At 56.3% G+C, this 23,641-nt stretch carries 13 protein-coding genes; 10 read left to right on the top strand and 3 right to left on the bottom strand.

The genetic code is table 11. From position 1 onward, the window contains the following. From brxC to ACILSL_RS21935, 10 genes are all read left to right on the top strand, one after another. Positions 1-3,504, top strand: coding sequence for a BREX system P-loop protein BrxC (gene brxC / locus ACILSL_RS21980; RefSeq protein WP_395734213.1), 3,504 nt, complete (start codon positions 1-3; stop codon positions 3,502-3,504). Between the two features lie 70 nt (positions 3,505-3,574). After that, positions 3,575-4,561 carry a hypothetical protein gene (locus tag ACILSL_RS21975; protein WP_395734212.1) on the top strand — a complete coding sequence of 329 codons (987 nt, stop codon included), beginning with the start codon at positions 3,575-3,577 and terminating at the stop codon, positions 4,559-4,561. Further along, complete coding sequence (locus ACILSL_RS21970) at positions 4,555-5,340, top strand: hypothetical protein (RefSeq protein WP_395734211.1); 786 nt, start codon at positions 4,555-4,557, stop codon at positions 5,338-5,340. The genes ACILSL_RS21975 and ACILSL_RS21970 overlap by 7 nt, the downstream gene beginning before the upstream one ends. Then, entirely contained in the window at positions 5,337-5,903 is a 567-nt protein-coding gene (locus ACILSL_RS21965) for a hypothetical protein (protein ID WP_395734210.1), read from the top strand. The genes ACILSL_RS21970 and ACILSL_RS21965 overlap by 4 nt, the downstream gene beginning before the upstream one ends. Continuing rightward, positions 5,900-9,415 carry a BREX-1 system adenine-specific DNA-methyltransferase PglX gene (gene pglX, locus ACILSL_RS21960; protein ID WP_395734209.1) on the top strand — a complete coding sequence of 1,172 codons (3,516 nt, stop codon included), beginning with the start codon at positions 5,900-5,902 and terminating at the stop codon, positions 9,413-9,415. The genes ACILSL_RS21965 and pglX overlap by 4 nt, the downstream gene beginning before the upstream one ends. A 41-nt stretch (positions 9,416-9,456) precedes the next feature. Then, positions 9,457-10,482 (top strand): hypothetical protein, encoded by a 1,026-nt coding sequence (locus ACILSL_RS21955; protein WP_395734208.1) that lies wholly within the window; start codon positions 9,457-9,459, stop codon positions 10,480-10,482. 5 nt (positions 10,483-10,487) lie between these two features. Beyond that, complete coding sequence (locus ACILSL_RS21950) at positions 10,488-12,665, top strand: DUF262 domain-containing protein (RefSeq protein WP_395734207.1); 2,178 nt, start codon at positions 10,488-10,490, stop codon at positions 12,663-12,665. A 13-nt stretch (positions 12,666-12,678) separates the two neighbouring features. Further along, positions 12,679-15,180 carry a BREX-1 system phosphatase PglZ type A gene (gene pglZ / locus ACILSL_RS21945; RefSeq protein ID WP_395734206.1) on the top strand — a complete coding sequence of 834 codons (2,502 nt, stop codon included), beginning with the start codon at positions 12,679-12,681 and terminating at the stop codon, positions 15,178-15,180. Positions 15,181-15,241: 61 nt separating this feature from the next. Further along, positions 15,242-17,296: a BREX system Lon protease-like protein BrxL gene (gene brxL, locus ACILSL_RS21940; protein WP_395734228.1), complete on the top strand. Its 2,055-nt coding sequence runs from the start codon at positions 15,242-15,244 to the stop codon at positions 17,294-17,296. Between the two features lie 40 nt (positions 17,297-17,336). Further along, positions 17,337-18,146, top strand: coding sequence for a hypothetical protein (locus tag ACILSL_RS21935; RefSeq protein ID WP_395734205.1), 810 nt, complete (start codon positions 17,337-17,339; stop codon positions 18,144-18,146). Positions 18,147-18,233: 87 nt separating this feature from the next. On the opposite strand, the gene ACILSL_RS21930 is transcribed toward ACILSL_RS21935, so the two are convergent. From ACILSL_RS21930 to ACILSL_RS21920, 3 genes are all read right to left on the bottom strand, one after another. After that, the gene (locus ACILSL_RS21930) at positions 18,234-22,790 is read right to left on the bottom strand and encodes a PHP domain-containing protein (protein ID WP_395734204.1); all 4,557 of its coding nucleotides are present in this window, start codon (positions 22,788-22,790) and stop codon (positions 18,234-18,236) included. A gap of 3 nt (positions 22,791-22,793) precedes the next feature. Further along, positions 22,794-23,249 carry a LexA family protein gene (locus ACILSL_RS21925; protein WP_395734203.1) on the bottom strand — a complete coding sequence of 152 codons (456 nt, stop codon included), beginning with the start codon at positions 23,247-23,249 and terminating at the stop codon, positions 22,794-22,796. Between the two features lie 21 nt (positions 23,250-23,270). Then, a partial coding sequence (locus tag ACILSL_RS21920) for an SOS response-associated peptidase family protein (protein WP_395734202.1) occupies positions 23,271-23,641 on the bottom strand: 371 nt, incomplete at its 5' end.

The following is a 23,641-nucleotide window of genomic DNA, read 5'->3' as shown; positions in this document are numbered from 1 at the left end:
ATGAAAATCCACGAGCTTTTTCTCAAACCCGTTGAACGCGCCATTGATGGTGTCATCAAGGCCGATGATGACCGCAATCTCCAGACCGAGTTGGAGGAGTATGTGGTGACTCGCGATGTCGCCCGGGGGCTTGGTGTTTTCACTGACCGATACCTCACCGAATTGACAGCCAACGGCGTCTGGATTTCTGGCTTCTTTGGATCTGGCAAATCTCACCTTTTAAAAATCCTGTCGCTCATTCTCGACGGGAAGCCCCTGGGCAGTGGCGTTCGCCCCGCCGACATTGTGCTACCAAAAATTGAAGACGAGATCGTGAAGGCCAACTTGCGCAAGGCGACCGCAATCCCGTCACGCAGTATTTTGTTCAACATTGACCAGAAATTCGATGGCATCGGTGGCGACCACTCAGCGCCCATTCTTGAAGTGTTCGTCAAGGTTTTGAACGAGCTGCAGGGCTACTATGGCAAACAGGGCTACATCGCCCGATTTGAGCACGATCTTGATGTTAGGGGGGACTTCGTTCCTTTCAAGGAAACCTACCTCAAGGTCAACGGTGCCACTTGGGAAAAAGACCGCGAAGCCATCGCGACTGCTCGCAAAGCAGCCTTCGCTAAAGCCTACGCCACACACTTCGGCGTGGCTGAGGCCGAAGCCGCGCCCCTAATGCGTCAGGTCCGTGAAGACTACCGTGTTTCCATCGAAAGTTTTGCGGAAATGGTGAAGGATTACATCGCACGCCAGCCTGCCGGGTTTCGCCTAAATTTCTTTGTTGATGAAGTCGGGCAATTTATTGGGCAGGACTCGAAGCTCATGCTCAATCTCCAGACTGTGGCGGAAACGCTCGGCACGGTTTGCAATGGCCGCGCCTGGGTCTTCGTCACCTCTCAGGCCGATCTAGAAGGTGTGCTCGGCTCTTTCAAAGGCATGGCGGCCCAGGACATCACCAAAATTATGGGCCGGTTCAAGACCCAGCTCACGCTTGCCAGTGCTGATGTGCGCGAAGTCATTCAAAAGCGGCTTCTTGCCAAGCAGGAGGCTGAACCCGAAGTCCTCACCGACATCTACGACGAAGAAAAGGACAATTTCCTGACCCTTTACCGCTTTGGCGACAATTCGATCAACCTCAATGGCTGGCGTGGCAGTGACGAGTTTTGCGGTTTCTACCCCTTTCACACCTATCAGTTTGACCTGTTTCAGATAGCGATCCAGCAGCTCTCCAGGCACGGCGTTTTCACTGGTAAATATCTTTCAGTTGGCGAGCGTTCCATGCTCGCTGTTTTCCAAGAAGTCGCCAAAACAGTGCGCAATGAAGATGTCGGTCATCTCGCCACTTTCGACCTCATGTATGATGGCATTGCCGCCTCAATCCGGGGAGACATGCAACACACCATCAAATTGGCTGAGCGGCAGTTGGGGGAAGGCATACCTCTGCGGATTCTAAAGGCACTCTTCCTGCTCAAGTGGGTGCGAGAGTTCAAAGCATCTTCGCGCAATGTTGCCATTTTGTTGATCGACCGGCCCGATATTGATATTCGCGCTCACGAGAAAGCAGTTAACAAAGCATTGGCTGAGCTGGAAAGTCAGTCATACCTGCAACGCAATGGCGACCTGTTCGAGTTCCTAACGGACACGGAAAAGGACATTGAGGTTGAAATCAAAAACACCGAAGTCGACGAATCCCAGGTGGCAGATCTGCTTGCTACAGTGCTCTTCTCGGATGTCCTGCGTGATCCAAAGATTCGTTATGAGGGCAACGGGCAGGACTATTCATATGCCCGAAAATTGGACGATGCCTTGATTGGCAGAGAGGCAGACATTGCCCTCAACATTATCACCCCGGAACACCCCAATCACACCGATGCCGGCACCCTGGCGGCTCAGAACACCGGGAAAGCCGAACTCTTGGCTGTGCTCCCGGCGGACACGCGTCTGACCGATCAAGCCCGGCTGTTTCTCAAGACGAAAAAATACGTCCAGCAAAACGCCAGCGGTGGAGACGACACCCGAAAATCCATACTCGACCAGCGTAGCCAGCAGAACGGTCTTCGGGCTGGCACCATGCGGGACTTGGCTGCCGATTTTTTGAGCAAAGCCCCGCTTTATCTCAATGGCTCTCGGCTCGATAGCGTGGGATCGGGAGATGCCCGCAACCGCTTTTCCAAAGCCTGCCAGGAACTCATTTCCTTCTCATTCCCCAGCCTGCGAATGCTGAAGGGAGCCTACGACGAGACCACGCTATCGCAAGCATTGCTCGCCCAAGACGACCTTCTCACCAGCGGCACTCAGACCCCTTCTGAGGCGGAGCAGGAAATTCTCACCTACGTCATGCGAAATCAGAATGACGGCTCACGCACGTCCATCGAGGAGATCGTGCGGAACTTCGGCAAACGGCCCTACGGGTGGTATCCCATGGCGGTGCTCACCCTTGTCAGCCGTCTTTTCCGCATGGGTAAGGTGGAGCTTCGCGCAGGCGAGCTCCTGGATGCCCGCAGTGCTTTTGAGCACCTTAAAAACAGCCGCCAGCATGGCAGCGTGAAGGTGCGCCTGCAGGAGCAGTTTGATGCGACCAAGGTCAATGCACTCAAGTCGTTCCATCACGATTTCTTCGACCGCTCCAATAGCGGCACGGACGCCCGTTCTGTCGGCCAGTTCACCTCTGAAGCCCTTGGTGCCGAGGCTCGCGATCTTACCGTGCTGCTCGATCAGGCCGCACGCTATCCATTCCTCGAACCTCTTCGCTCGGTCGTCACACGTCTCTCCGCACTGGCTGAAAAGGACTACACCTACCTGCTCAACCATCTCCCGGAATTCCAGGACGATCTTCTCAATTCCAAGGACGACTTTCTTTCGCCGATCAAAGCGTTCATGCATGGCCCGCAACGCACCGCCTATGATGAGGCCATCTCCTTCCTGCGCGAAGAGGAGGCAAACTTTGCCGAGGTGCCTGCCGCCGAAGTTCAGCCTCTGCGGGATCTTGCCGCATCCATTCACCCTTATCGGGGAAATGGCGTCCCTGCCGCCAAGTCCGCCATCTCCAAGGTTCGCAGCCTGCTTGCGGACCTGCTTAAGGCCGAGCGCGAGCAGGCCCTGGCCACCCTGGATGCGCAGCAGGCACGCCTCCAGGCGGTCGAAGATTTTGCTTCGCTTGATGAATCTGGACGCAAGCAGGTGCTGGACCTCACACTCACAGCCCGGGAAGCCATTCTGTCAGCTCGTTTCGTTACCGGCATTCGTGACCGCCTCCAGCGGTATATCACCCAGGACTACCCCGCCCAGCTTGCTCTTGCTTCCCGGCTCGCCCCCCCGGCTCCGGCACCACCCGGCAGGCCTGGCGGAAAAACGCCTCCCTCCCCGCCACCGGTCCGCTACACATCCGCCACCAGCCTCCGCCCGCAATTCAGCCTACCCTATATCGCCTCCGAAATTGACCTTGATCAATGGCTGGCTGCTCTTCGCACGGCAGCCAAGGCGGAGTTGGATAAAGGCAACCGCATCAGCCTATGAATCAATAATATACACAAATAATGCACGATACACTTGCTATATGTATCGTGCATAAATAGTGTATTCAATCATGATCACCCTGACACAGCGCCTGCTGGACTACCTCGAAACCGTCGCGGGGGAGCGTCCTCATCTGGTGGCCGAAAAGGTCACCGCGCTGCCGCTATTCCTGCGGGAGCGCTACCAGATCCAAAGCCTTCACCTGTTTGGCCGAAGATTCCTGCTTGCTCTGGAGAAAAACGATTGGGATGCAGGTTCCCCCGGCGAATACGAAAATCAGTCCGAGACACTGAGAACCCACCTTGGCGAAACGGCGGTGCTCGTGTTGCCCCTGTTGCCCTCCCATGCTCGCAATCGCATGGTGCGCTTGGGCATCCCATTCATTGTTCCCGGCAGCCAGTTGTTCCTGCCTATGGCGATGATTGATCTTCGCGAACGCTTCTCCCAGCCCAAGCCGGAGCGCGGGAAACGTCTCACTCCAGCCGCTCAGTGCCTCGTGCTCTACCACCTCCAGCGTCACACTTTGGAAGATTTGCCTCTGCGGATTATTGCCGAAAAGATCGGCTATTCACCCATCATGCTCACCAAGGTGAAGGATGAACTTGAAGCGGCAGACCTTTGCGGCACTTCGCGGCAGGGGCGATCCATCACGCTGGCATTCAAGGTTCACGGCAGGAAGTTGTGGGAGCGGACGCAGCCACTTCTTACCAGTCCGGTGAAAAGAGCCCACTGGTTGCAATGGGAGAAGCCTAGCTACCCGGCTCTTGAAGCCGGTATCACCGCACTCAGTCATTGCACAGAGATCTCGGATGATCGTCTGCCCACCTACGCGCTGCCTGCCGCCACTTTCCAAGCCAACCTCGAACGCGGTCTCTACCGGGGATGCCTGGGCCCGGAGGATGCGAACCTGCGTATGGAAAGCTGGAGCTATAATCCTCTGCTGCTGGGCAGTAACACGCAGGTTGATCCACTCTCCCTCTACCTCAGCCTGCGCGAAAGCGCCGATGAACGCGTTCACCAGCAACTGGAAACCCTCATAAACCAAGTCTCATGGTGAAAGGTCTCGACATTTTCCGTGAGCGCTTCCGTAAGTTTGAAGGCTCCTTCACACTCATCGGCGGTGCAGCGTGTGAAGAATGGTTCACCGCCCTGGGACTGACGTTCCGTGCCACCAAAGATCTGGACATCGTGCTCATGATCGAGGTGCTGGATCAGGCCTTTGTGGCAGCCATGCGAGCTTTTGTTGCTGAAGGGAAATATGAGATACGCGAACGTAGTGAAGGCGTCCCGATTCTTTATCGTTTTGCCAAGCCAGCTCAGGAGGGGTTTCCCTTCGTGTTGGAATTGTTCAGCCGCAATCCCGAGGGTTTTGATCTCGGTCCAGACCAGGAAATCATCCCCATCGTCGTTGAACCTGGCCAGCACAGTCTATCAGCCATTCTTCTCGACGATTCCTATTACGGCCTAATTCAGACTCACCATGTCCAGCGGGACGGCCTGCGTGTTGCCAATGCCACCGCTCTGATTCCTCTCAAAGCCTATGCTTGGCTTAATCTCACCCATCGCAAAGAAGCCGGAGAGGCCGTGGATGCCAAAAACATCGACAAACACCGTGCCGATGTTTTTCGTCTAGCCGCTACACTTCCTGGAGAGCCCGGGCCGAACCTGCCAGCTACCATCGCTACGGATCTCTCCAGTTTCCTGCAGGCCTTCCCGGCGGATTCCGATGAATGGGGTGCCATTCTCGCCTCGTTGAAGCAAACCCTGGGCGGAGGCTTGAGACCTGAAGCGCTGCGTCAGGCCATCCAGACCTACTTCCGCCTCCCGGCTGCATGAATACGCCTCAAGAAGTCCGCCACTGGTCGGCGCGGTATCCCGTCGCCTACGACACCCAGCACTACGATCCAAACATTGTAGCGGCCCGCACTGGTGATCAAGCCGCTCTGTGGCGCGTGACGCAATGGAAAAATCCCGGACGAGGAAATCCACCGAAGGCGATGCGTTTGTCAGGAGCCAAGGAGGTGGCGTTTCAGCGATTTATCCGAGGACTAAACCGTTACCTGGCACCAGGTGGAAGTGAGGCTCTCCGGGCTGATTTCGTGGCATCGAGTCCTGTTTATTCGATCTTTTGGCACCACGTCTTGTTTGGCTCGCCCATTTTTGACGTGCATACCAATCGTGCCTTTCAATTTTTTACCACTGGAGTTCTGCTGGTAGGGAAAAAGGCAGCGGTTCCGCGTGGAGGTCACTGGGAGTTGCACGACCGCTACACGATCTGGTTCCACCAGACCCTCGATCACCTACGGGCTCAAGATCCTAACATCACTGAACGCATGCTTGACCGAGCCCTCATGCAATGGGGGCTCGCTCACAAAAAATCGACTTTTTCACGAGAATGAACACCTCCGCCCTCAAAACCTTCGCTCCCGCCGTCCGCAAGCAGCTGATGGAAGCAGTCACGCGTAAGCTCGACTTTGCCCTCGGTGCCAAGACGCCCGACTACCTCACAACCTTCGCTCCGCAGGTGGCGGCCTTGAGAAAACTTGCCCAGACGGATCGTGCTGGGCTTATCGACCGCGTGGCATACACCTGGTTCAACCGCCTCGCCGCACTCCGCTTCATGGACGCCCGGGGATGGCATCCGTTCCGAGCCCGTGTTCTCACACCGGCTTCGTTGGACGAAACACAGCCCGAGCTGCTCAAGCTCACCCGCGCCGGAGGCTTGCCCGACGAACTGAAGGCTCATACAGACCCAGCCAGGCTCAATGACCTCCTCGACAGTCGAATTCCTTCGTTGGATGCACAGGGAGAAGTCTATCGCCACCTTGTCCTGGCTGCCTGCCGCTTCTACCACAACCTGCTGCCGAACCTCTTCGAGAAAATCGACGACGAGACCGAGCTGCTCTTGCCGGATGACCTCCTCACGGAGCACTCGGTTGTCCACGGGTTTCGCACCGAGATCAGCGACGCAGATTGCGGCGATGGGCAGCGGGCCAATGTCGAAATCCTCGGCTGGCTCTACCAGTTCTACATCTCCGAGCGCAAGGACCAGGTCATGGCCCGCAAGAGCGCCGTTCCCACCGAGGACATCCCCGCCGTCACCCAACTCTTCACACCGCACTGGATCGTCCGTTACCTCGTCGAGAACTCCCTCGGCCGCCTCTGGCTGCTGAACCGCACCGGCTCCCGGCTCCGCGAGCACATGCCCTACTACATCGAGGGCGAACCGGAGACCGACTGCCTCAAAATTACGAAGCCCGAGGAAATACGCCTTCTCGATCCCGCCGTCGGCAGCGGGCACATGCTCACCTACGCCTTCGACCTGCTCACCCTCATCTACGAGGAGGAAGGCTACGCCCCCACCGAGATTCCCTCCCTCATCCTCCGGCACAATCTCCACGGCCTGGAGATCTGCCCGCGAGCAGCTCAACTCGCCGAGCTGGCTCTCGTCTTCAAAGCCCGGGAAAAGTCCCGTCGCTTTTTCCAGGCGGAGCACCTCGTCCGGCCCCACATAATTGAGCTGCGCGAGGTGCGCTTTGCGGAAAACGAGCTGCGTGACTACATCCACGCCCTCGGGGCAGAAGACCTTTTCCATCAGCCCGTGCTCAAGCTGCTCTATCAGTTCGAGGAAGCGAAAAACTTTGGTTCGCTCATCCAGCCATGCCTCGACGAACTATCCATCGCAGATGTCCGTCGCGCCATCAATGAGAAGGACCTTGGGGGCCAGCTCTTCCTGCGCGAGACGCACCGCAAAGTCCTGCGCGTGCTCGAACAAGCCGAAGCGCTCACTCAGCGTTATCACGTCGTCGTGACGAACCCACCGTATATGGGGGTGAAGCCGATGAATACTGCGATTCAAGAACTCGTGACCGAGAGGTTTGCTATCGCAAAATCAGACCTCTACGGCGCATTCATTCTGCGGTCCCTTTCTTTGGTTCATAAAGGTGGTAGTTGCGCCTTCATCACGCCGCCAAATTGGATGTTCATCAGCACGTTTGAGGAGTTACGAACGTTCCTTCTAAAATCTTGTTCCATTACCTCGATGGTTCACAATGGGCGCGGCGTTTGGGGGCCTGACTTTGGAAGTTGCGCTTTTTGCTTGTCCCCAGCGCAATCCAAAAATGCGAAAGGCCACTACCGCAGATTATTTGAACGCGATGGAGAGGTTAATACCAATGAAGAATTGGATAGACGATTCCACGATAAAGTAGGCTTTCCTGAGTTTGTCGCCTCCTCGGAAGATTTTGCGAGAATTCCTGGTAGTCCGATTGCCTATTGGGCATCTGAAAACGTGTTCAAAGCCTTTGCGATGGGGAAGTTGCTTGGGGATTTTGCAGACGTTAAGCGTGGTATGACCACTTCGGACAATGCGACGTTCCTGCGATTGTGGATGGAGGTGTCGCACAATCGAATTGGGTTTGGCATGTCAGATGGTGAAGCGGCTCGCAAATCTGGCTGCAAATGGTTCCCCTACAGCAAAGGGGGCGGTTTTCGAAAGTGGTATGGCTTCTGTGAAGCGGTAGTAAATTGGGAGGACGACGGTCGCGATGTGATCGACTTCGCAAAGACGATCAACAAGTCGTTCACCAGAACCATCGTCAACATCCCATACTATTTTCAACCCTCGGTTGCCTTTCCTTACATTACGATCAGCAGGTTTAGCCTGCGGTGTCTACCCCCAGGTTTTATTTATGACTCTGGTGGGCCGGGTATATTTACAAACGACGAGCGGAGGCAGTATCTACTCGCACTCTTAAATTCGGAAGTTGCTCACAAGCTACTCAAGATCCTCAGCCCGACGATCAACCTTCAAATTGCTGACATGGTGCGTTTCCCAGTCATCCCACCGGAAGCAATTGGTGAGAGCATTTTGGAACGTGCTAATAGCATCTCGTCACAAGCAGTAGAATCAGCCCGCGCCGACTGGGACAACTTCGAGACCTCGTGGGACTTCCGCGACCAGCCGTTGCTACGGCCGGGGCTGAAGGGCGCGACGTTGGAGGCGAGCTGGAGGAATTGGGAGGCGCATAGTACCGCCGCTATCCGCCGGATGCTGGAGCTGGAGACGGAGAACAACCGGCTCTTCATCGCCGCCTACGGCCTCGACGGCGAGTTGCAGCCCGAAGTGCCGGAGGAGCAAGTCACCCTCGCTCGCGCTGATGCCCGGCGCGATATGGCCGCGTTCCTCTCCTATGCCGTCGGTTGCATGATGGGTCGCTATTCCCCAGACCACCCCGGCCTCATTCTCGCCAACGCAGACGACACCCTGCGTCAGTATATTGAAAAAGTCGGGAAGCCTCTGGCCGAACTCACCTTCATCCCCGATGAAGACGGCATCATCCCCGTACTCGATGGCGAGTGGTTCGAGGACGACATCGTGGCCCGAACCCGCGATTTCCTCCGCGCCACCTTCGGCGAAGCCACCCTGCGGGAGAACCTCCGCTTCATCGAAGAGTCCCTGGGCAAAGACCTGCGCAAATACTTCCTCACCGACTTCTACAAGGACCACCTTCAAACCTACAAGAAACGTCCGATCTACTGGCTGGTGCAGAGTCCCAAGAAGGGGTTCAGCGCGTTGATCTACTTGCACCGCTACACCAAGGACACGATGAACCAGGTTTTGAACCGTTACCTGCGGGATTACCAGACAAAGCTGCGAACTCGTCTGCCGCACCTGCAGCAGGAGCAAGCCTCCGCGAGCACTGCCAAGGCCAAGACCGAAGCTCGCAAGGAAGCGGAGAAGCTCACCAAAATTCTTCATGAGTGCGAAGAATGGGAACGCCAAACCCTGCTTCCGCTCGCTCAAGCCCGTATCGAACTCGATCTCGATGACGGCGTGAAAGTGAATTACCTCAAACTCGGCGAAGCCCTGGCCCCAATTGCCGGGCTGGCTGCAAAGGAGGAGGAATAAAAGCGGAAATGTCAGGTCACCACAATCCCGACCTTGTCACCATGTCCGAACGAATCACCAATCTGCAGCGCGTTATCAGATGCCTGTCCGATAACCGACATGTCTGCGACGACTGCCTCTCAGTCGAATCGGGCGTAGTACCACGGCAGACGGTCAATCGACTCTGTCGGGAAAATTCGCATTTGATCAGCGAGTGCGATGACCGGACTTGCGACGGACAGTGTCGAAAAGAGCACAAGATCCTCCGCTTTCTTCCGCAGCAAAATACCGGAGACACTCATGAAGACGAATTGGATGTCACTGTTAAGGCAAGCGCTGAGGCAGGTGCCATCCCCAAAGTCGATGACATCTTGGGTGATTCGGAGCCATCTGAAAAGAACGACCTAGTTCAGCAGAGATCCACAAATGCCGAATTTTCTCGAAAGGAATATCTGCATGACAATTTCAACGAGATCATTGTAAGGGCGCTCGATCTGCAGCCGGCCGATTATCTGGGGCGTTTGAGTCTAGATGGTCTCATGGATCTCAAGGCCATTACTTCCAATATTCATGCCGTAATCACGCTCAAGCTGACGTTCGCCCTGGTGGACTGGCTGCAAACTCATTTGAAGGTCACACCTGAGCAAGCGCATGCCCTCAATGACTCGGCGGATGCGACCAAGCCCTTTGTGTCGGGATTCGATATCGACAGCAATGATCCGAACTTGGTGGCTGAGGTTAAGGGCAATATTCCCGTTAAAGGCGGCTATGCTTTTGAAGCGGCCCAACTCAAAGGACTGACCGATGATGTGCGACAGATGTTCGGCTTGCCGCCCAATGGCAAATTCGCGGAGAGGATGTCTGTCAGATCCAAGATTCATCGCCCAAATCTTGGCAGCGCTCTCAAATTCTTGGGCGTTTTCGATTCAGTTCGTGTTCGTGCGGCTATCGCTAAATGGATGGAAACTTTCCGAAAGGCTCATGCCGGGCGAAAAGTGGAACTGGCTGAAGGAGTGGAAAGCTATGAACCCGATACGGTTTACGTTGTTTTTCTCGCCATCGGACTCGCAAGGAAGGGGGAGAATTAAATCATATGGCGGTGGACCCCAATTATTCAGAACCGACTCCTCCTTCCTTCACTCTCAAGGAGATCGCTTCTTGGACGCCGGGCGTGTGTCCAGAAGTGAAGACGAAGATTCGAGCCAGCATTCCAGCACTTCAGCGAGGGCTTGTGTGGACTCCCCAGCAAAATGAATTGCTGTGGGACTCGATTCTTCGTGGCTTTCCTATCGGAGCGCTGGTGGTGACAAAATGGTCTGACAGGCTGAAAAAAACCGCAGAGGTTGATGGTGGCAACATTACATTTCACCTCCTTGACGGCCAGCAGCGTTGTCATGCCATTGCGCTGGGCTTTGCCGACCCGTTTCCCATCAAGCCAACATTTGAGGGGCAAAAAATGGAGGCGATTCTTTGGCTGGATTTAAATCCGAAATTGGAGAAAAACAGCAGCCGCACTTTCTTGATTCGCGCCACCACCACGGCCCATCCGTGGGGATATGGCAGAGATGATGGTGCCACGCCATTGAAGGCAGGGGCTATTCGTGCTGCACTGAGACCTTTGGGCTTAAATGTGGCAGACCCGGAATACCGGCGGCCATTGCCATTCCAAATCTGGCCTTGTGAAGATGCGGCAACTGTTCCTGTCCCGCTGTCATGGCTTTTGCAACTCCCCGTGGAAGATGAAAATGTCTTTTGGAATTTGTTGAGACAACGAGCAGCGGATGCCAGCCAACTTCAGTGGGCATCAAAAGTTTGTGACTTCTGCAACAATCCCCACGCAATGACGATCAAGACCCGAATTTTTAGAGGTATTAAGAGGTCGCACATGGCTAGGTTGATCGCTCTGGAGGCGCCGGAGGAGTTGCTGGAAGAATCTGGGCAAGAAGTGTCAAATGCCAATGACAAGGACGGTATCAGCAATATTGAGCAGCTGTTTCAAAGGCTGAACGGACAAGGCACCAAACTCGATGGTGAAGAACTCGCCTACTCCATGATCAAGGCCTATTGGCCAGCCTTGGAGCAGCCGATCAATGAAGTCTCCAAGGGGCGGATGCCGCAGGCGAGAATGGTCTCATTGGGCGTTCGCGCCGCATTGGCCAAAGACGAAAAAAGAAATCTGCCCGTTCCACCTTCCGTGAGTGCTTTGCGGGTGATCGCCCGGCATGAGTCCGAAAAAAAGGCGGTCATCCAAAGATTCATTATGGACGATCTGGGGGACGCCTGCGAGTTCGTCGGCCAGTGGTTAAAATACGATGCCCAGACCAATCCAACCGGGCTTTTGCCTGTGCATATCACGAGCATCGCATTGAGTTCGCGCGAGGTTTACCTGCTGATGATACACTTTGCCAAGCGGTTGGAAGGACGGGAATTGCCAGGTAGCTGGCAGAAGACGATGCAAGCACTAGCCACCCTGGTCCATTGGTTCGCAGCGGACAAGGCGAAGGTGGCCAATCGGGTGTATGCGTGTTGTCGGGGGCAACTGAGTGTCGAAAATATTCGCAGAGCACTGAAGGAAGCGCATGATGCTGGAGAATTGTACACGATACATACGCCTGCATCGATAGACGCATTTATCACACTTCCCGATGCCAACTTGCAGGATTGGAATTGGTGGCAGCCCATCCAAGGGGACGGCATACAATCGGGCATTCAAAAGCGGCAGAGCGTTTGGGGTGGTTTCCTCAACTTCCGAGAAAATCGTGAACTTTTGCTTTATGCTCAGCGTCATTTCCTGGCAAAACGCTTTACCGACTATGACCCCGCAAGAAAGGATCTGTGGGAATCACACAATCGACCTTGGGATTTCGACCACATTTTAGCTTCCCATTACTACTACAACCGCAAGGATGGAAGCGAGTTCCGGGAGCTCTGCGGTCAATGGGGCCGAACCATTGGTAATCTTCGCGCATGGCCGTTCGAAGACAACCGTTCTGACCAGGCCGAAACAGCGGCAAATAAAATCAAAGGTGATCCCGGTAGTCTGGCAAACAGCTTTTTGACAGCCGATGAAGAGCAGGCCTTTTCAGGGGGAGACAAAACCCGAAGTGACGAGGTCACCGTTCGGGCATTTGTAAGCAAGTGCCGAGAGCGCCTTCTAAGGATCTACGAAACGTGGTATGAGGCTGTCGGCATTGTGAGCCTTGTGCCCCCACATGAAGAAATCGATTCAATCGCAACGGAAGCTTCTGCCATGATTGCCTCGGCTAAATGAACACGCCATTTACATGAAACGAATCCACGACAGCCTCCAGCATGTTTTTCAGCGTCATCGCTTGGTCTTTTGGTATGATCCTGCACAGGAGTGGGCGGAGACTTTCGAAGGCTACCCGGACAAAGAAGTGTTAAAGCTCACGGTGGCAGGAAATGAATTTGGAACCAAGGTTCGCATCATCCGCGATCCGAACCCGGATGCCCGATTCCTGATTTACATTCCAACGGACCGTCCGGCGGATGCGGACAACTGGTTACTGGACCTGCTGCTGCAGGGCTATGAATACAAGGCGGATAAAGCTTCGCTAGCCTTGCAGGAAGCCGGGCTGTCCCATGGCTTTCTGCATCTCGCGGAAGAGCACGGAAAATATTTTGATAGTGGAAAGCGCGTTCAGGCCCTGAAGGAACTCATTGAATCCGGTGATCAGAGCCGTGACATCAGGTTGAAGATGATGGCTGTGCTGGCGGATTCAGCACTGGATGTGGATGCGATGCTGCTGGGTTTCCTTCATACGGATCCAGAAGCGGAATTGCTGGCCACCGACCCTGTGGACGAATGCTTTGGAGAAGCAGCTTTAGTGCAACCGTTTTGGCAGGAGGTAGAACGTCTTTTTGGATACTCACCATCCACCCCCTCGTTGCGCGATTTTGCCGTGTCACTCTTCCGTGGAGCCAACCCATTGGACTCCCAGGCGGTGCTGCATCCCCATGCCAGAGTGTTTCTGCAACGGTGGAAGGACAGTCAGACTCACTGCATTTGGTTCCGCGACTGGGCGCACCAAATGGAAAAGGAGCTGCAAATAGCCACAGCACTTGGTGGACTGGACGAACGGAAAATGCTTGGCGATTGCGACACATTTGAAATTTTCGAAAAATTCACGCTTCATCGACTCTGCCATAAGTTTGCAGACGGGGCAGCGGCGGCTGACCTTCGTGCTGTGGTGCAACAACGGCGTAGCTCTATCTGGTGGCCGCAGCATGCACATGGGTATGCTGCCCTGGAGCAGGCAGTGGAATTGCGTGAATTCCTGGTCGGTGCTGAGCTGACGATGGATTCGGTCACCAGCGGTGTTAATCGATACGTGACAACCTGGTGGCGGATCGACATGGCCTACCGTCTCTGCATCTGGAATCTGCGCCGCTACGGTCAGGTGCAGGTGATGGAACAAATCTCCAAGTGGGTGGAGAAGTCCTACGTGAACAATTTCCTACTCCCGCTTTCCGATCGCTGGAGTGATCAAGTGCGCAGCATGGAAACGTGGGAGTGTGCTGGTGTCATTGCCCAGAGGCGCTTTTTCAATCACTACGTCCAGCCTTTCCTGAACAAGGGGCTGAAGGTGTTCGTGATCATATCCGATGCCCTTCGCTACGAGGCTGCGTCAGACTTTGCCCAGCGGCTCCGCTCCGCCAATCGCTGGACTGCCGAGGTGGAGGCTGTGTTTGGCTCCCTGCCATCCTACACCCAACTCGGGATGGCCTCCCTGCTGCCCGGCCAGGAACTGGCTGTGGACGCCACGACGGCAACGGTCGCTGTGGATGGACGCAGCGCCACGGGCACCCTTAACCGGCGAGAGATCCTGAGTCTGGCTTGTGAGGGTAAGGCCACTGCCATTCAAGCCGAGGAGTTTTTGGAATTGAACACGAAGACGGAGGGACGCGCCCTGATGCGCGATCACGAGGTGATCTACATCTTCCACAATGTCATCGACAAAACCGGCGACGCCGCAGGCACGGAGACCAAGACATTTGATGCCGTTGAGGATGCTTTCAACGAACTTGATCTGATCATCAAGAAAGTGGCGAATATCAATGGCAGCAACATGCTGCTGACATCAGATCACGGTTTCCTATTTCAGCAGGACGATGTGGCCAAAGACGATGCCACAGCACTGCCTGCCGCCGGGGAATGGATTTTTAAAAATCGGCGCTTTGCCATTGGTCGTGACATTTCCCCAAACACTAAAGTCAAGATCTTCAACAGTGCAGATTTGGGTTTGGTGGGAGAGTGGTCAGCGGCGTTTCCTCTATCGCTTGGACGCTTTCCGCTTCAAGGCTCGGGGATGCGCTACGTACATGGAGGTAGCAGTCTGCAAGAGGTGGTGGTTCCCGTGGTCAAAATTCACAAGGCCCGCGCCAACGACACCGGTCATGTCGAAGTAGAGTTGCTGCGCGTGCCTGCCAAGATCACCACTGGTCAACTTTCCATCGCGCTCTTCCAGGATCGTCCAGCTCAAGGCAAAGTTCTCCCCCGCACACTCCGCGTGGGCATTTATGCGAAAGACGGCACGAGCCTGTCCGAGATCAAGACGCAGACCTTTGACTCCAAGGAGTCGGAAGCACGACAAAGGGAGATGACCATGCTCTTGGTTCTCTCCGCCGCTGCTGATTCATTTAACAACCGAGAAGTGGATCTGCGCCTTGAGGAGACCGTCTCAGGAACCAGCCACATCGTGACGTACAAAACGCACAGTCTCAAACTTCAGAAACCCTTCACCAGCGACTTTGATGAGCACTGAACCCACACTTGATTCGATTATCACCGAAGAGCCGGAGCCATTTGTCGCTGTGCAGCGTCCGCTGAGTCTGCTGGATCAAAAGATCCTCCAGCATTTCCCGGGATTGGTGGTGCGTAAAGACCTGACAAAGGGACTGAAGCAAAACGCGGTGGTCCCAACCTACGTTTTGGAATACCTGCTGGGGCAGCACTGCGCCACGGACGATAACGAGGTGGTCAAAGCTGGTCTCGAATCCGTGCAGAAGATTCTGGCCAAGCATTATGTGCATCGGAATCAGGCACAGCTGGTAAAGTCCACAATCAAGGAGAAGGGGAGGCATAAGGTCATCGACAAGCTGACCGTGGAACTGAACGACAAGGGTGGATTTTACGAAGCCGAATTCACCAATCTGGGCCTTAAAAAGGTGCCCGTGTCAGACGACTTTGTGCGCCGTTATCCAAAACTGCTTGTGGGTGGAATCTGGTGTATCACCGATGTTACCTATGAGGTCGCCGAAGACCCGAAAGCAAGTCCATGGCAAATCGACACACTAAAGCCAATTCAGGTGGCCAGTGTGGATTACGAACAGTTTTTGGCAGCCCGGGCACAGTTTACCACCGAAGAGTGGATGGACGTTCTGATTCAGAGCATGGGCTTCAATCCAGAGATGTTCGGGCGACGGGCAAAACTCCTGACGTTGATTCGTCTCATTCCGTATTGTGAGCGCAATTACAACCTGCTCGAACTTGGCCCCAAGGGCACCGGGAAATCGCACATCTATGCGGAGTTCTCTCCGCATGGTATGCTCATTTCCGGCTCAGAAGTGACCGCTCCAAAACTCTTTGTCAGCAATTCCAGCGGCAAAATCGGCCTTGTCGGCTACTGGGATTGCGTTTGCTTCGACGAGTTCGCCGGCAAGGACAAGAAGGTCGATAAGGCGTTGGTGGACATCATGAAAAATTACATGGCCAACCGCACTTTTTCGCGCGGGATCGAGCAGCTCACAGCCGAAGCCTCCATGGTCTTCATGGGCAACACCAAGAAGTCTGTAGCCTACATGCTGAAACATTCGCATTTTTTCGAGCCGCTTCCTGACAAGTATATTGACTCCGCCTTCCTCGACCGCATCCACGCCTACAACCCAGGCTGGGAAGTTGCGCCCATTCGCCATGATCTTTTCACCAATGGATATGGCTTTATCGTGGATTTCATTGCCGAGGTTTTGAAGCATCTGAGGACTGAAGATTTCACAGGTGCCTACAAGCAGCATTTTGAGGTTACGTCTGAAGTCTCCACACGCGATCAGACTGGCTTTGAAAAGACTTTCTCAGGCATGATGAAGATCCTCTTTCCTGACGGAAAAGCCACCCCACAGGAGATGGAGGAATTATTGGCATTTTCAATGGAATCACGCCGCCGCGTCCGCGAGCACATCCTGCGGATCGACGACACCTTCAAGCGTCACGACTTTATCTACCGGCCACTTAGCGGAGGAGCCCCGATGACCGTGTTGACTCCTGAAGAAATTCAGTATCCAACCTTTTCCGGTCCACGAATTTCACCTGCTGCAGATGGTGAGCCAATTCCTGAGGCGCATGAAGAAATTAAGCCTGAGGCTATTCCTGCGACGGCGGCAAACTCTGTCGGTGGTGAGCCACAACCAGATCATGTGGTAATTCCCGAGAATACCAAGGGGTGGAGCTACCGCCGCTTGTTTGCCAAACATCTCAAGGGGGCGCGCACGATCACCATCAGCGATCCGTATGTGCGGATGTTTTTCCAAGCCCGGAATCTCATGGAGTTTCTTCAAATGGTTCATGAGCTAGTCCCGGAGGGCGATGAGGTCACCGTTCACTTAAGAACTCAATCGGATCCTGATTCATGTGTGAAGCAGGCTGAGAACCTGAATCAGATAGCAGATTCATTTCTTGGGTCCCGCATCGCCTTCACATGGGAAGATGATCCCAGCCCCAATTTTCACGCTCGAAACATCACCACCGACACCGGATGGAAGATCACCATTGACCGGGGAATGGACATTTTCCAGAGGTACGAAACAGGTCCGTTCTCACTGGCGCAAGCCATGCAGGAAGCACGCCTGACGCGTGGAGCAGAGGTCACTTATTTCAAGATCTGAAGCACGCACTACAGTTTGAACAGGCTCGATACCAACACAGATGCGCAAAATTACGATCTACATGTGGGGCTACTGGGGTTGGGGCAATTCAGCCACCGAACTCGTCAGAGCTGTTGACGCCGTCGAGCGCAAGAGAGGATTTAAACCACCGTTGTTCGTGGATATTCGAATGAAAAGATCGGCTCGCCCGGCGGTGTTTCGAGGTAACGCCTTCGGACGGGTGGTTGGTGCTTCGCGCTATGAAACCATGAGCTCCCTGGGTAACGAGCATTATCTCGCTGATCACAAAAAACGGCTGCCGAATTCCACCCGGCAGATTGTCATTCATGATCCTACCGCAGCCGACCTATTGCTGGACCGGGCGGTTGAGCTGAGACAGGAGAACAAGCACGTGATCTATTTCTGTGCCTGCGAATTTCCCAACGGTAATTTAAACAGCGACGGATGCCGGTACGCATGTCATCGCTCTGTTGTCTCAAATCTGTTGCTCAAGTGCGCTAAGAAGAAAGGAATTGCGTTGGAGGTGGTTGAATGGCCCGGTGGCAAAAGTAAACGCATCGACGTTGTTGTTCCGCCTGAAATTATGAATGCCGTGCGAGACAATCGCAAGTTTGTGCCCGTTCCACGACAGCGATCTATCGCCGAGTGGGCCGAGACTCCATGGGGATCATTGGCACGCTTGTGTTGCGCTCATGACGATCTTGTGATTCTCACTGGACCTGCAAAGTTTAAAAGCGGTAAATGGGGGCTGCCTGTGCTTGATTGGCAAGAAACCAATATGAAGGCAAAATTAAAAGCACAAAGCACGCGTTGGTGTCGTCGCCATGAAGTCGGTGGAGTCTTCGCATGAACCCTTTTCCTTGTTTTTTGAAAATTGGCACTTTCTGAGGTGATAATTTTACGGTCACCGCATTTTCAGTATCGCCTACTCAGCCTCTCAGGAATACCGATCAGTTCTAGGTTCTCTCAGACGTGGCCCCACCACCCGCCGCACGTCCAACGTGAACCCCTTTCCGTTGTCGAAGGGCTTCACGTCTCCTGTGACCTGCACGACCGGATGGCGAACGGTGGCGAGGCCGTAGGCGCGATAGGCGGCGGCGAATATTTCGCATTCCACGATGCCGGTGCGGTCGCAGATGGAGATGAACTTCATCGGCTGGCCGTTCTGCTGAACGTGGGAGCGGCTGACGATGATGAGGCCGCAGATGGTCACTCGCTGGTTCTGGTAGTGGTGAAGCTCCGAGATCGGGCAGTAGGTACGCCAGTCCACCTGCGGGAAGCGGTCCAGCGGATGGCCGGAGACGGTAAAGCCCAGCAACTCCGCCTCGTCGTCGAGGCGTTGTTGCAGGCCAGTTTCGGCTCGGAAGGAGGCGCGAAGTTTGTCCCCGTTTCCCTGCCTGAATAGCCAGCCCTCGTCGGCGCTACGGTCGTGCGTGCTGTGCAGGCAGTGCCAGAAGTGCTCTGTGCGTGAGGGGCCAAAGCAGTCAAAAGCACCACAGCGGATGAGGTTCAGGGCCTCCGGTCCTTCCGGCTGCACACGCTCGCAGAAGTCCCGCACATCGGTGAAGGGGCGCTGTGCCAGCTCCGCACGGCAGCGGGCGAGCATGGCATCGCTCAGGTCTTTGATGCTGCGCAGCGGCACCCGTATGGCTTTGCCCAGCGGTGCGGCAGGCGTGCCATGCTTTGCGCTGGATGCCTCCACACGGAAGGCATCGCCGGGGAGGTTCACGCTTGGCAGCAGAAAGCCGATGCCCAGGCGGCGGCACTCCAGGGTATAGACCAACGGAGAGTAGAACCCTTTACCGTTGGTGAGCACGGAAGCCAGAAACTCTGCCGGGTGGTAGTGCTTCATGTAGGCCCCCTGATAAGCCTCCACGGCATAGGCGGTGCTATGAGCGCGGCAGAACGCATAGCCCTGGAAACCCGCCACCAACTCCCACACCGCAGCGATGGACGTCTCCGTGCGGCCGCGAGCACGGGCAGCGGCGATGAACTCCCCGCGCACCTCCTGCACCTTGCGGGTGTCCAACTTAACCAGCGCCCGCCGCAGCACGTCGGCACGCCCCGGAGCAAGACCCGCGAAAGACTCGCAGATTTGCAGGATGTGCTCTTCATACGCCACCACCCCAAACGTGGAGCGCAGCACCGGGGCCAGGCTCTCGTGCGTGTAGGTCACAGCCTCCAGTCCCTGCGCACGGCGGGCAAACTGCGCCTTCTTGAGGCCATTGGCCGCGCCGGGACGGATCACAGACACAATGGCAACCAGGCAGTCGATGTCTCGCACTCCCGCCATGCAGGCTAGGCTCGTCATGGCCGGACTCTCGATATGGTGAACGCCTCGTCCATTGCCACTGGCGATCATTTGCCACACGCCCGCATCGCTCCACGGCTCCACATCGGGCGCACGGGCGGGGCTTTCTGTGGCGCCGATGCCCCCCACCTCCAGCGCCGCGAGATCGACATGTTGCACCACACGTCCTGCTTGCCCGGTGCCGCAACCGTAACAAGATGCCTCTTCCATGACTACCTCCGACTGGCAGGCCGTAAGCAGAGATGAATTTCCACCCGAAAATCTGGTGGTCTGGACGACAGATGGCCATGAAGTCCGCAAGGGAGTGTGGTCCTGGAGACTGGAGGGAGCCATTGAAGATGCCCTCTGGCATGATGAAGCCGGCGGCGTTATTGTTGTCACACATTGGTGTGCATTGGATTGGTGCCCTGAAGTCCAGCTAGGATCGTCTGCCCTAGCATTGCCTGTTTGAATCTCCGCCCGCAGCAGCGCTTGGGCATCACGCAGCACCGCAAGGCCTCCCTGCGCAAGGATGTCCAGCTTGATCAAGCCCACCGCCTCCGCGGCGTCCATGTCAAAGTGCGTGGTAGGCCAGCCCTTGGCACTGATGAAAGTCGGTGAATGATCCCGGATTGGATCACGCGAGAGCACCACGCCGCAGGGGTGCATTTTGGCATAGCGCGGAAAGCCATCCAGCCGTCCCGCCATGAGCAAAGCCGTGCGCAGCGGCTCCTCCTGCCAGGGCAGGTCCGCGCATTCCTGGGACAGCGCTACGGCGTCGGCCACATGGGTGGCGTCTGTCCAAGGCAGGTGCTCAGTCAGGCGGCGGATTTCATTTTCAGCCACGCCCAGCACCTTGGCCACATCCGCCACGGCGGCCCGTGCCTGGAAGGTGTTGAATCCGCCCACAATGGCCGCGTGCTCCGGCCCATGGCGTGCGAGCAGCAGTCGCACCACGTCGTCTTTGCGGTCATGGGCAAAGTCGATGTCGATGTCAGGCAGCTTTTGCAGCGCCATGCGGTCGCGGTTGAGGAAACGTTTGAAGTACAGCTCGAAGCGGATGGGGCAGACATTGCTGATGCCCAGCGCGTAGCACACCAAGGAGTCCGCCGCGCTGCCTCGTGTGATCCAGCCGATGCCCCGCGCCCGGCACTCCTGCAGCATGTCCCACACGGTAAGGAAATAGTCCTCGTATCCCACCTCTGCGATGATGGCCAACTCCTCGCGCAACTGCGCCTCATGCGTCGGCGCCTGACGTCCGTAGCGCCAGCAGAGTCCCTCGTGCGCCAGCCGGTGCAGCATGAAGGCGGCGGTGCTGCCATCCCTTGGCACATAACGCGGAAAGCGCAGCGTTTTGAAATCAAAGGCAAACTCGCACTGCTCCGCGATCTCCCGCGCCGCCTGCATGGCCGCAGGGGTAAAGCGCTGTCCCCACTCAGCAGGCGCATGAAATGCAAAGTCTCCGCGCCGCTTCTCCGGGTGCTTTTCATTGAGCAGCGTGAGCGTCTTCATGCTTTGCAGCACCTGGAAGAACGTTCGGTCCTCCTTGCTGCGGTAGCGTATTTCCGGCAACGCCACCGCAGCGCTGTCAGCAGGCACGACAAGCAGCCCTGCCGCATGCTCGTGCATGGCGGAAGGGGTAACATCGGCGGAAAGCAGGCGGCAGAGATTCTGATACCCGCGAAGGTTCTGCACATAGGCCAGCATTCTGCGCCCCTGGCAGGCCAGCTCCGCGCCGATGATGGGCTTGATCCCCGCCGCGCTCGCCGCTTGGAAAAACGGCACGGCGGCATAGAGCCCCGGATCGGTGATGGCCACGGCAGGCACATCATGGGCTGCGGCAGCCTCGATGATGGACGGAATCGTGAGCGCCGAATCCATGAAGCTGTAACAGCTCCGTACATTGAGCACAGGCACCGCACGGCAGTCGGCCGGTGTGCGCACGATCACTTGGCCCGAGGTGGGACGCTCACGCAGCACGCGGTTGGTCGCCTGCACCACATGGCCCGTCACAGGCTGAGGCTTGGGCAGCAGCTCGCGCCCGCTGTCCCCGTTCATCTTCAGCCACAGGTCATGCCCACGCATCACGCTATGCCCGCCGTGTTTCAGGGCATCCACAACCCCCGCCAGCTTTTGCCATTGGCCGCGAACCCTGTCCGCAGGCTCCAGCGGCAGCATGGAGAGCAGGCAGGCCTCATAGACCTTGCTGTACTTCAGCGCCACCAGTCGCACGCTCACCCGCCTTTCCCAGGCACGCTTCAGCAGCCCGGCCAGCAGCGGATACACATCGTTTTCCAGCGCCGTGGGCTCCTCCAGGGTGGTGGAGCGCTGCACCTCGTCCATGTCGTTGTATCGCAGGCGAAGGGTCACACAGCGGACGCTTTTGTGCTCGGTTCTCACCCGGCGCATGAGAGAGTCAGCCATCGAGCGCAACCGGGCTAGGATGAACGTTTCATCAGTGGTGTCGGAATTGAAGGTTTCCTGTTCGCCGTAGCTCTTGGCCTCGGGCGGCTCACAGATTACAGGGCGCGGATCATGCCCTAGCGCATAGCCGTGCAGCGCCGGCGCTCCTTTGCCAACCAGCAGCGCCAGCTCCTCCACGGGTGTCCTGGCGATGTGCTCGATCTGGCGCAGGCCTGCTGTGTTCAACGTGGTGACCAGTTGCGGCCCCACCAAGGGCAGCCATTTGTTTTCTAGCGGCCACAAGAACCCCTGTTCGTTGCCGGGTGAAATTTCGATGAAACAGTGTGGCTTGCGTAGCTTGCTGGCAATCTGTGACACCAGCTTGTTGCTGCCTACACCCACTGAGACGGAGAGCTTCAGGCTTTGCTCTATCGCCCGCTGCATCCTCTCCGCCGCATTGCCAGCACCGATGTGTCGTGCGCCGTTCAGGTCCAGGTAGCATTCGTCAATCGAAGCCTGTTCCACCAAAGGAGTGATGTCATAGGCATAGCTGAACATCAACCGGGAGAAGCGTTCGTAGAGGTCAAAGTGGCATGGCAGCACGATCAGCGACGGGCAGAGCTTCTTCGCGCGTGTGGTAGGCATCGGGGTGTAAATTCCCAAGCGTCGCGCCTCGTAGCTAGCCGATGCAATGATGCCGCGCCTCTCGCCACCGACGGCTATTGGGCGGCCGCGGAGTTTAGGATCCGCCGCCTGCTCGACTGAAGCGAAGAAGGCATCGGCGTCGAAGTGCAGAATCATGGCTCATCCCTTCTCGGATAGGCGTAGCAGCGCGATGAGCACTCCCTGAATCACTAGCTCACGTGCAGGAATGAGGTCGGGGTATTTCGGGTTTGAGGCCCGCAGATAGGGCACGCCGCCTTGAACAATGAAGCGTTTCAGTGTCGTCTCGCCGTCAATCAACGCAGCCACGATGTCCCCATGTCGGGCCTCCCGGAACTCCATGATGACGATGTCCCCCTCCAAAATGGCGGCATTTCGCATGGAGTCGCCCCGGACCTTCAGCGCAAAGGTGCGAACGTTTTTGGGCAGTCGAAGGGTTGTGGGATCAATCTCGATACAGCCGTCCACCCGCCCCTCCTGCAGTTCCGGCCGGCCAGCGATAATGCAGCCAAGAAGCGGGATCTGATGGCGAATCCACGAGCGTGACTCAGAAAGCCAAAGGAGGCACAGGTCGGGTTCTGAAAGTGAAGGGGGCATGGCTGCACCCAATACTGTTCTTTAGAACAGTTTCAACTGCGGACTGATTTCTTCTTCCGCTTTGACGGGGGCGTCCCCCGCTTGAGGCACGGGCGCGGCAATAGCTCGGAGCACTTCCTCGGAGTTGTTCCGCGCGTTATTCGCGGCGGTGGAAACGCGGTAGGCTTGCAGTGCAGAATCGGCAGAGGGGTGCAGGAATGCTTTGATTTCCAACTCGTTCAGTCCCGGTTGAAGCCAGGCCAGGGCGGCTTCGTTTTCCAAAACCAGGGGACTTCGGTCGTGAAATTTTGCCATGTAGCGTCCCGGTGGTGTCGTGACCACGCTCATAGAAGTCACGAGGGGGCCGCTGATCTCGTCGCTGGGATCAAGGCTTTCCCAGACATCCCAGATCC

Origin of the sequence: Prosthecobacter sp. (genome assembly GCF_044222345.1) — a bacterium.
In the GTDB taxonomy this organism is placed as follows: Bacteria; Verrucomicrobiota; Verrucomicrobiia; order Verrucomicrobiales; family Verrucomicrobiaceae; genus Prosthecobacter.
This window is presented reverse-complemented; position numbering and strand designations above follow the sequence as displayed.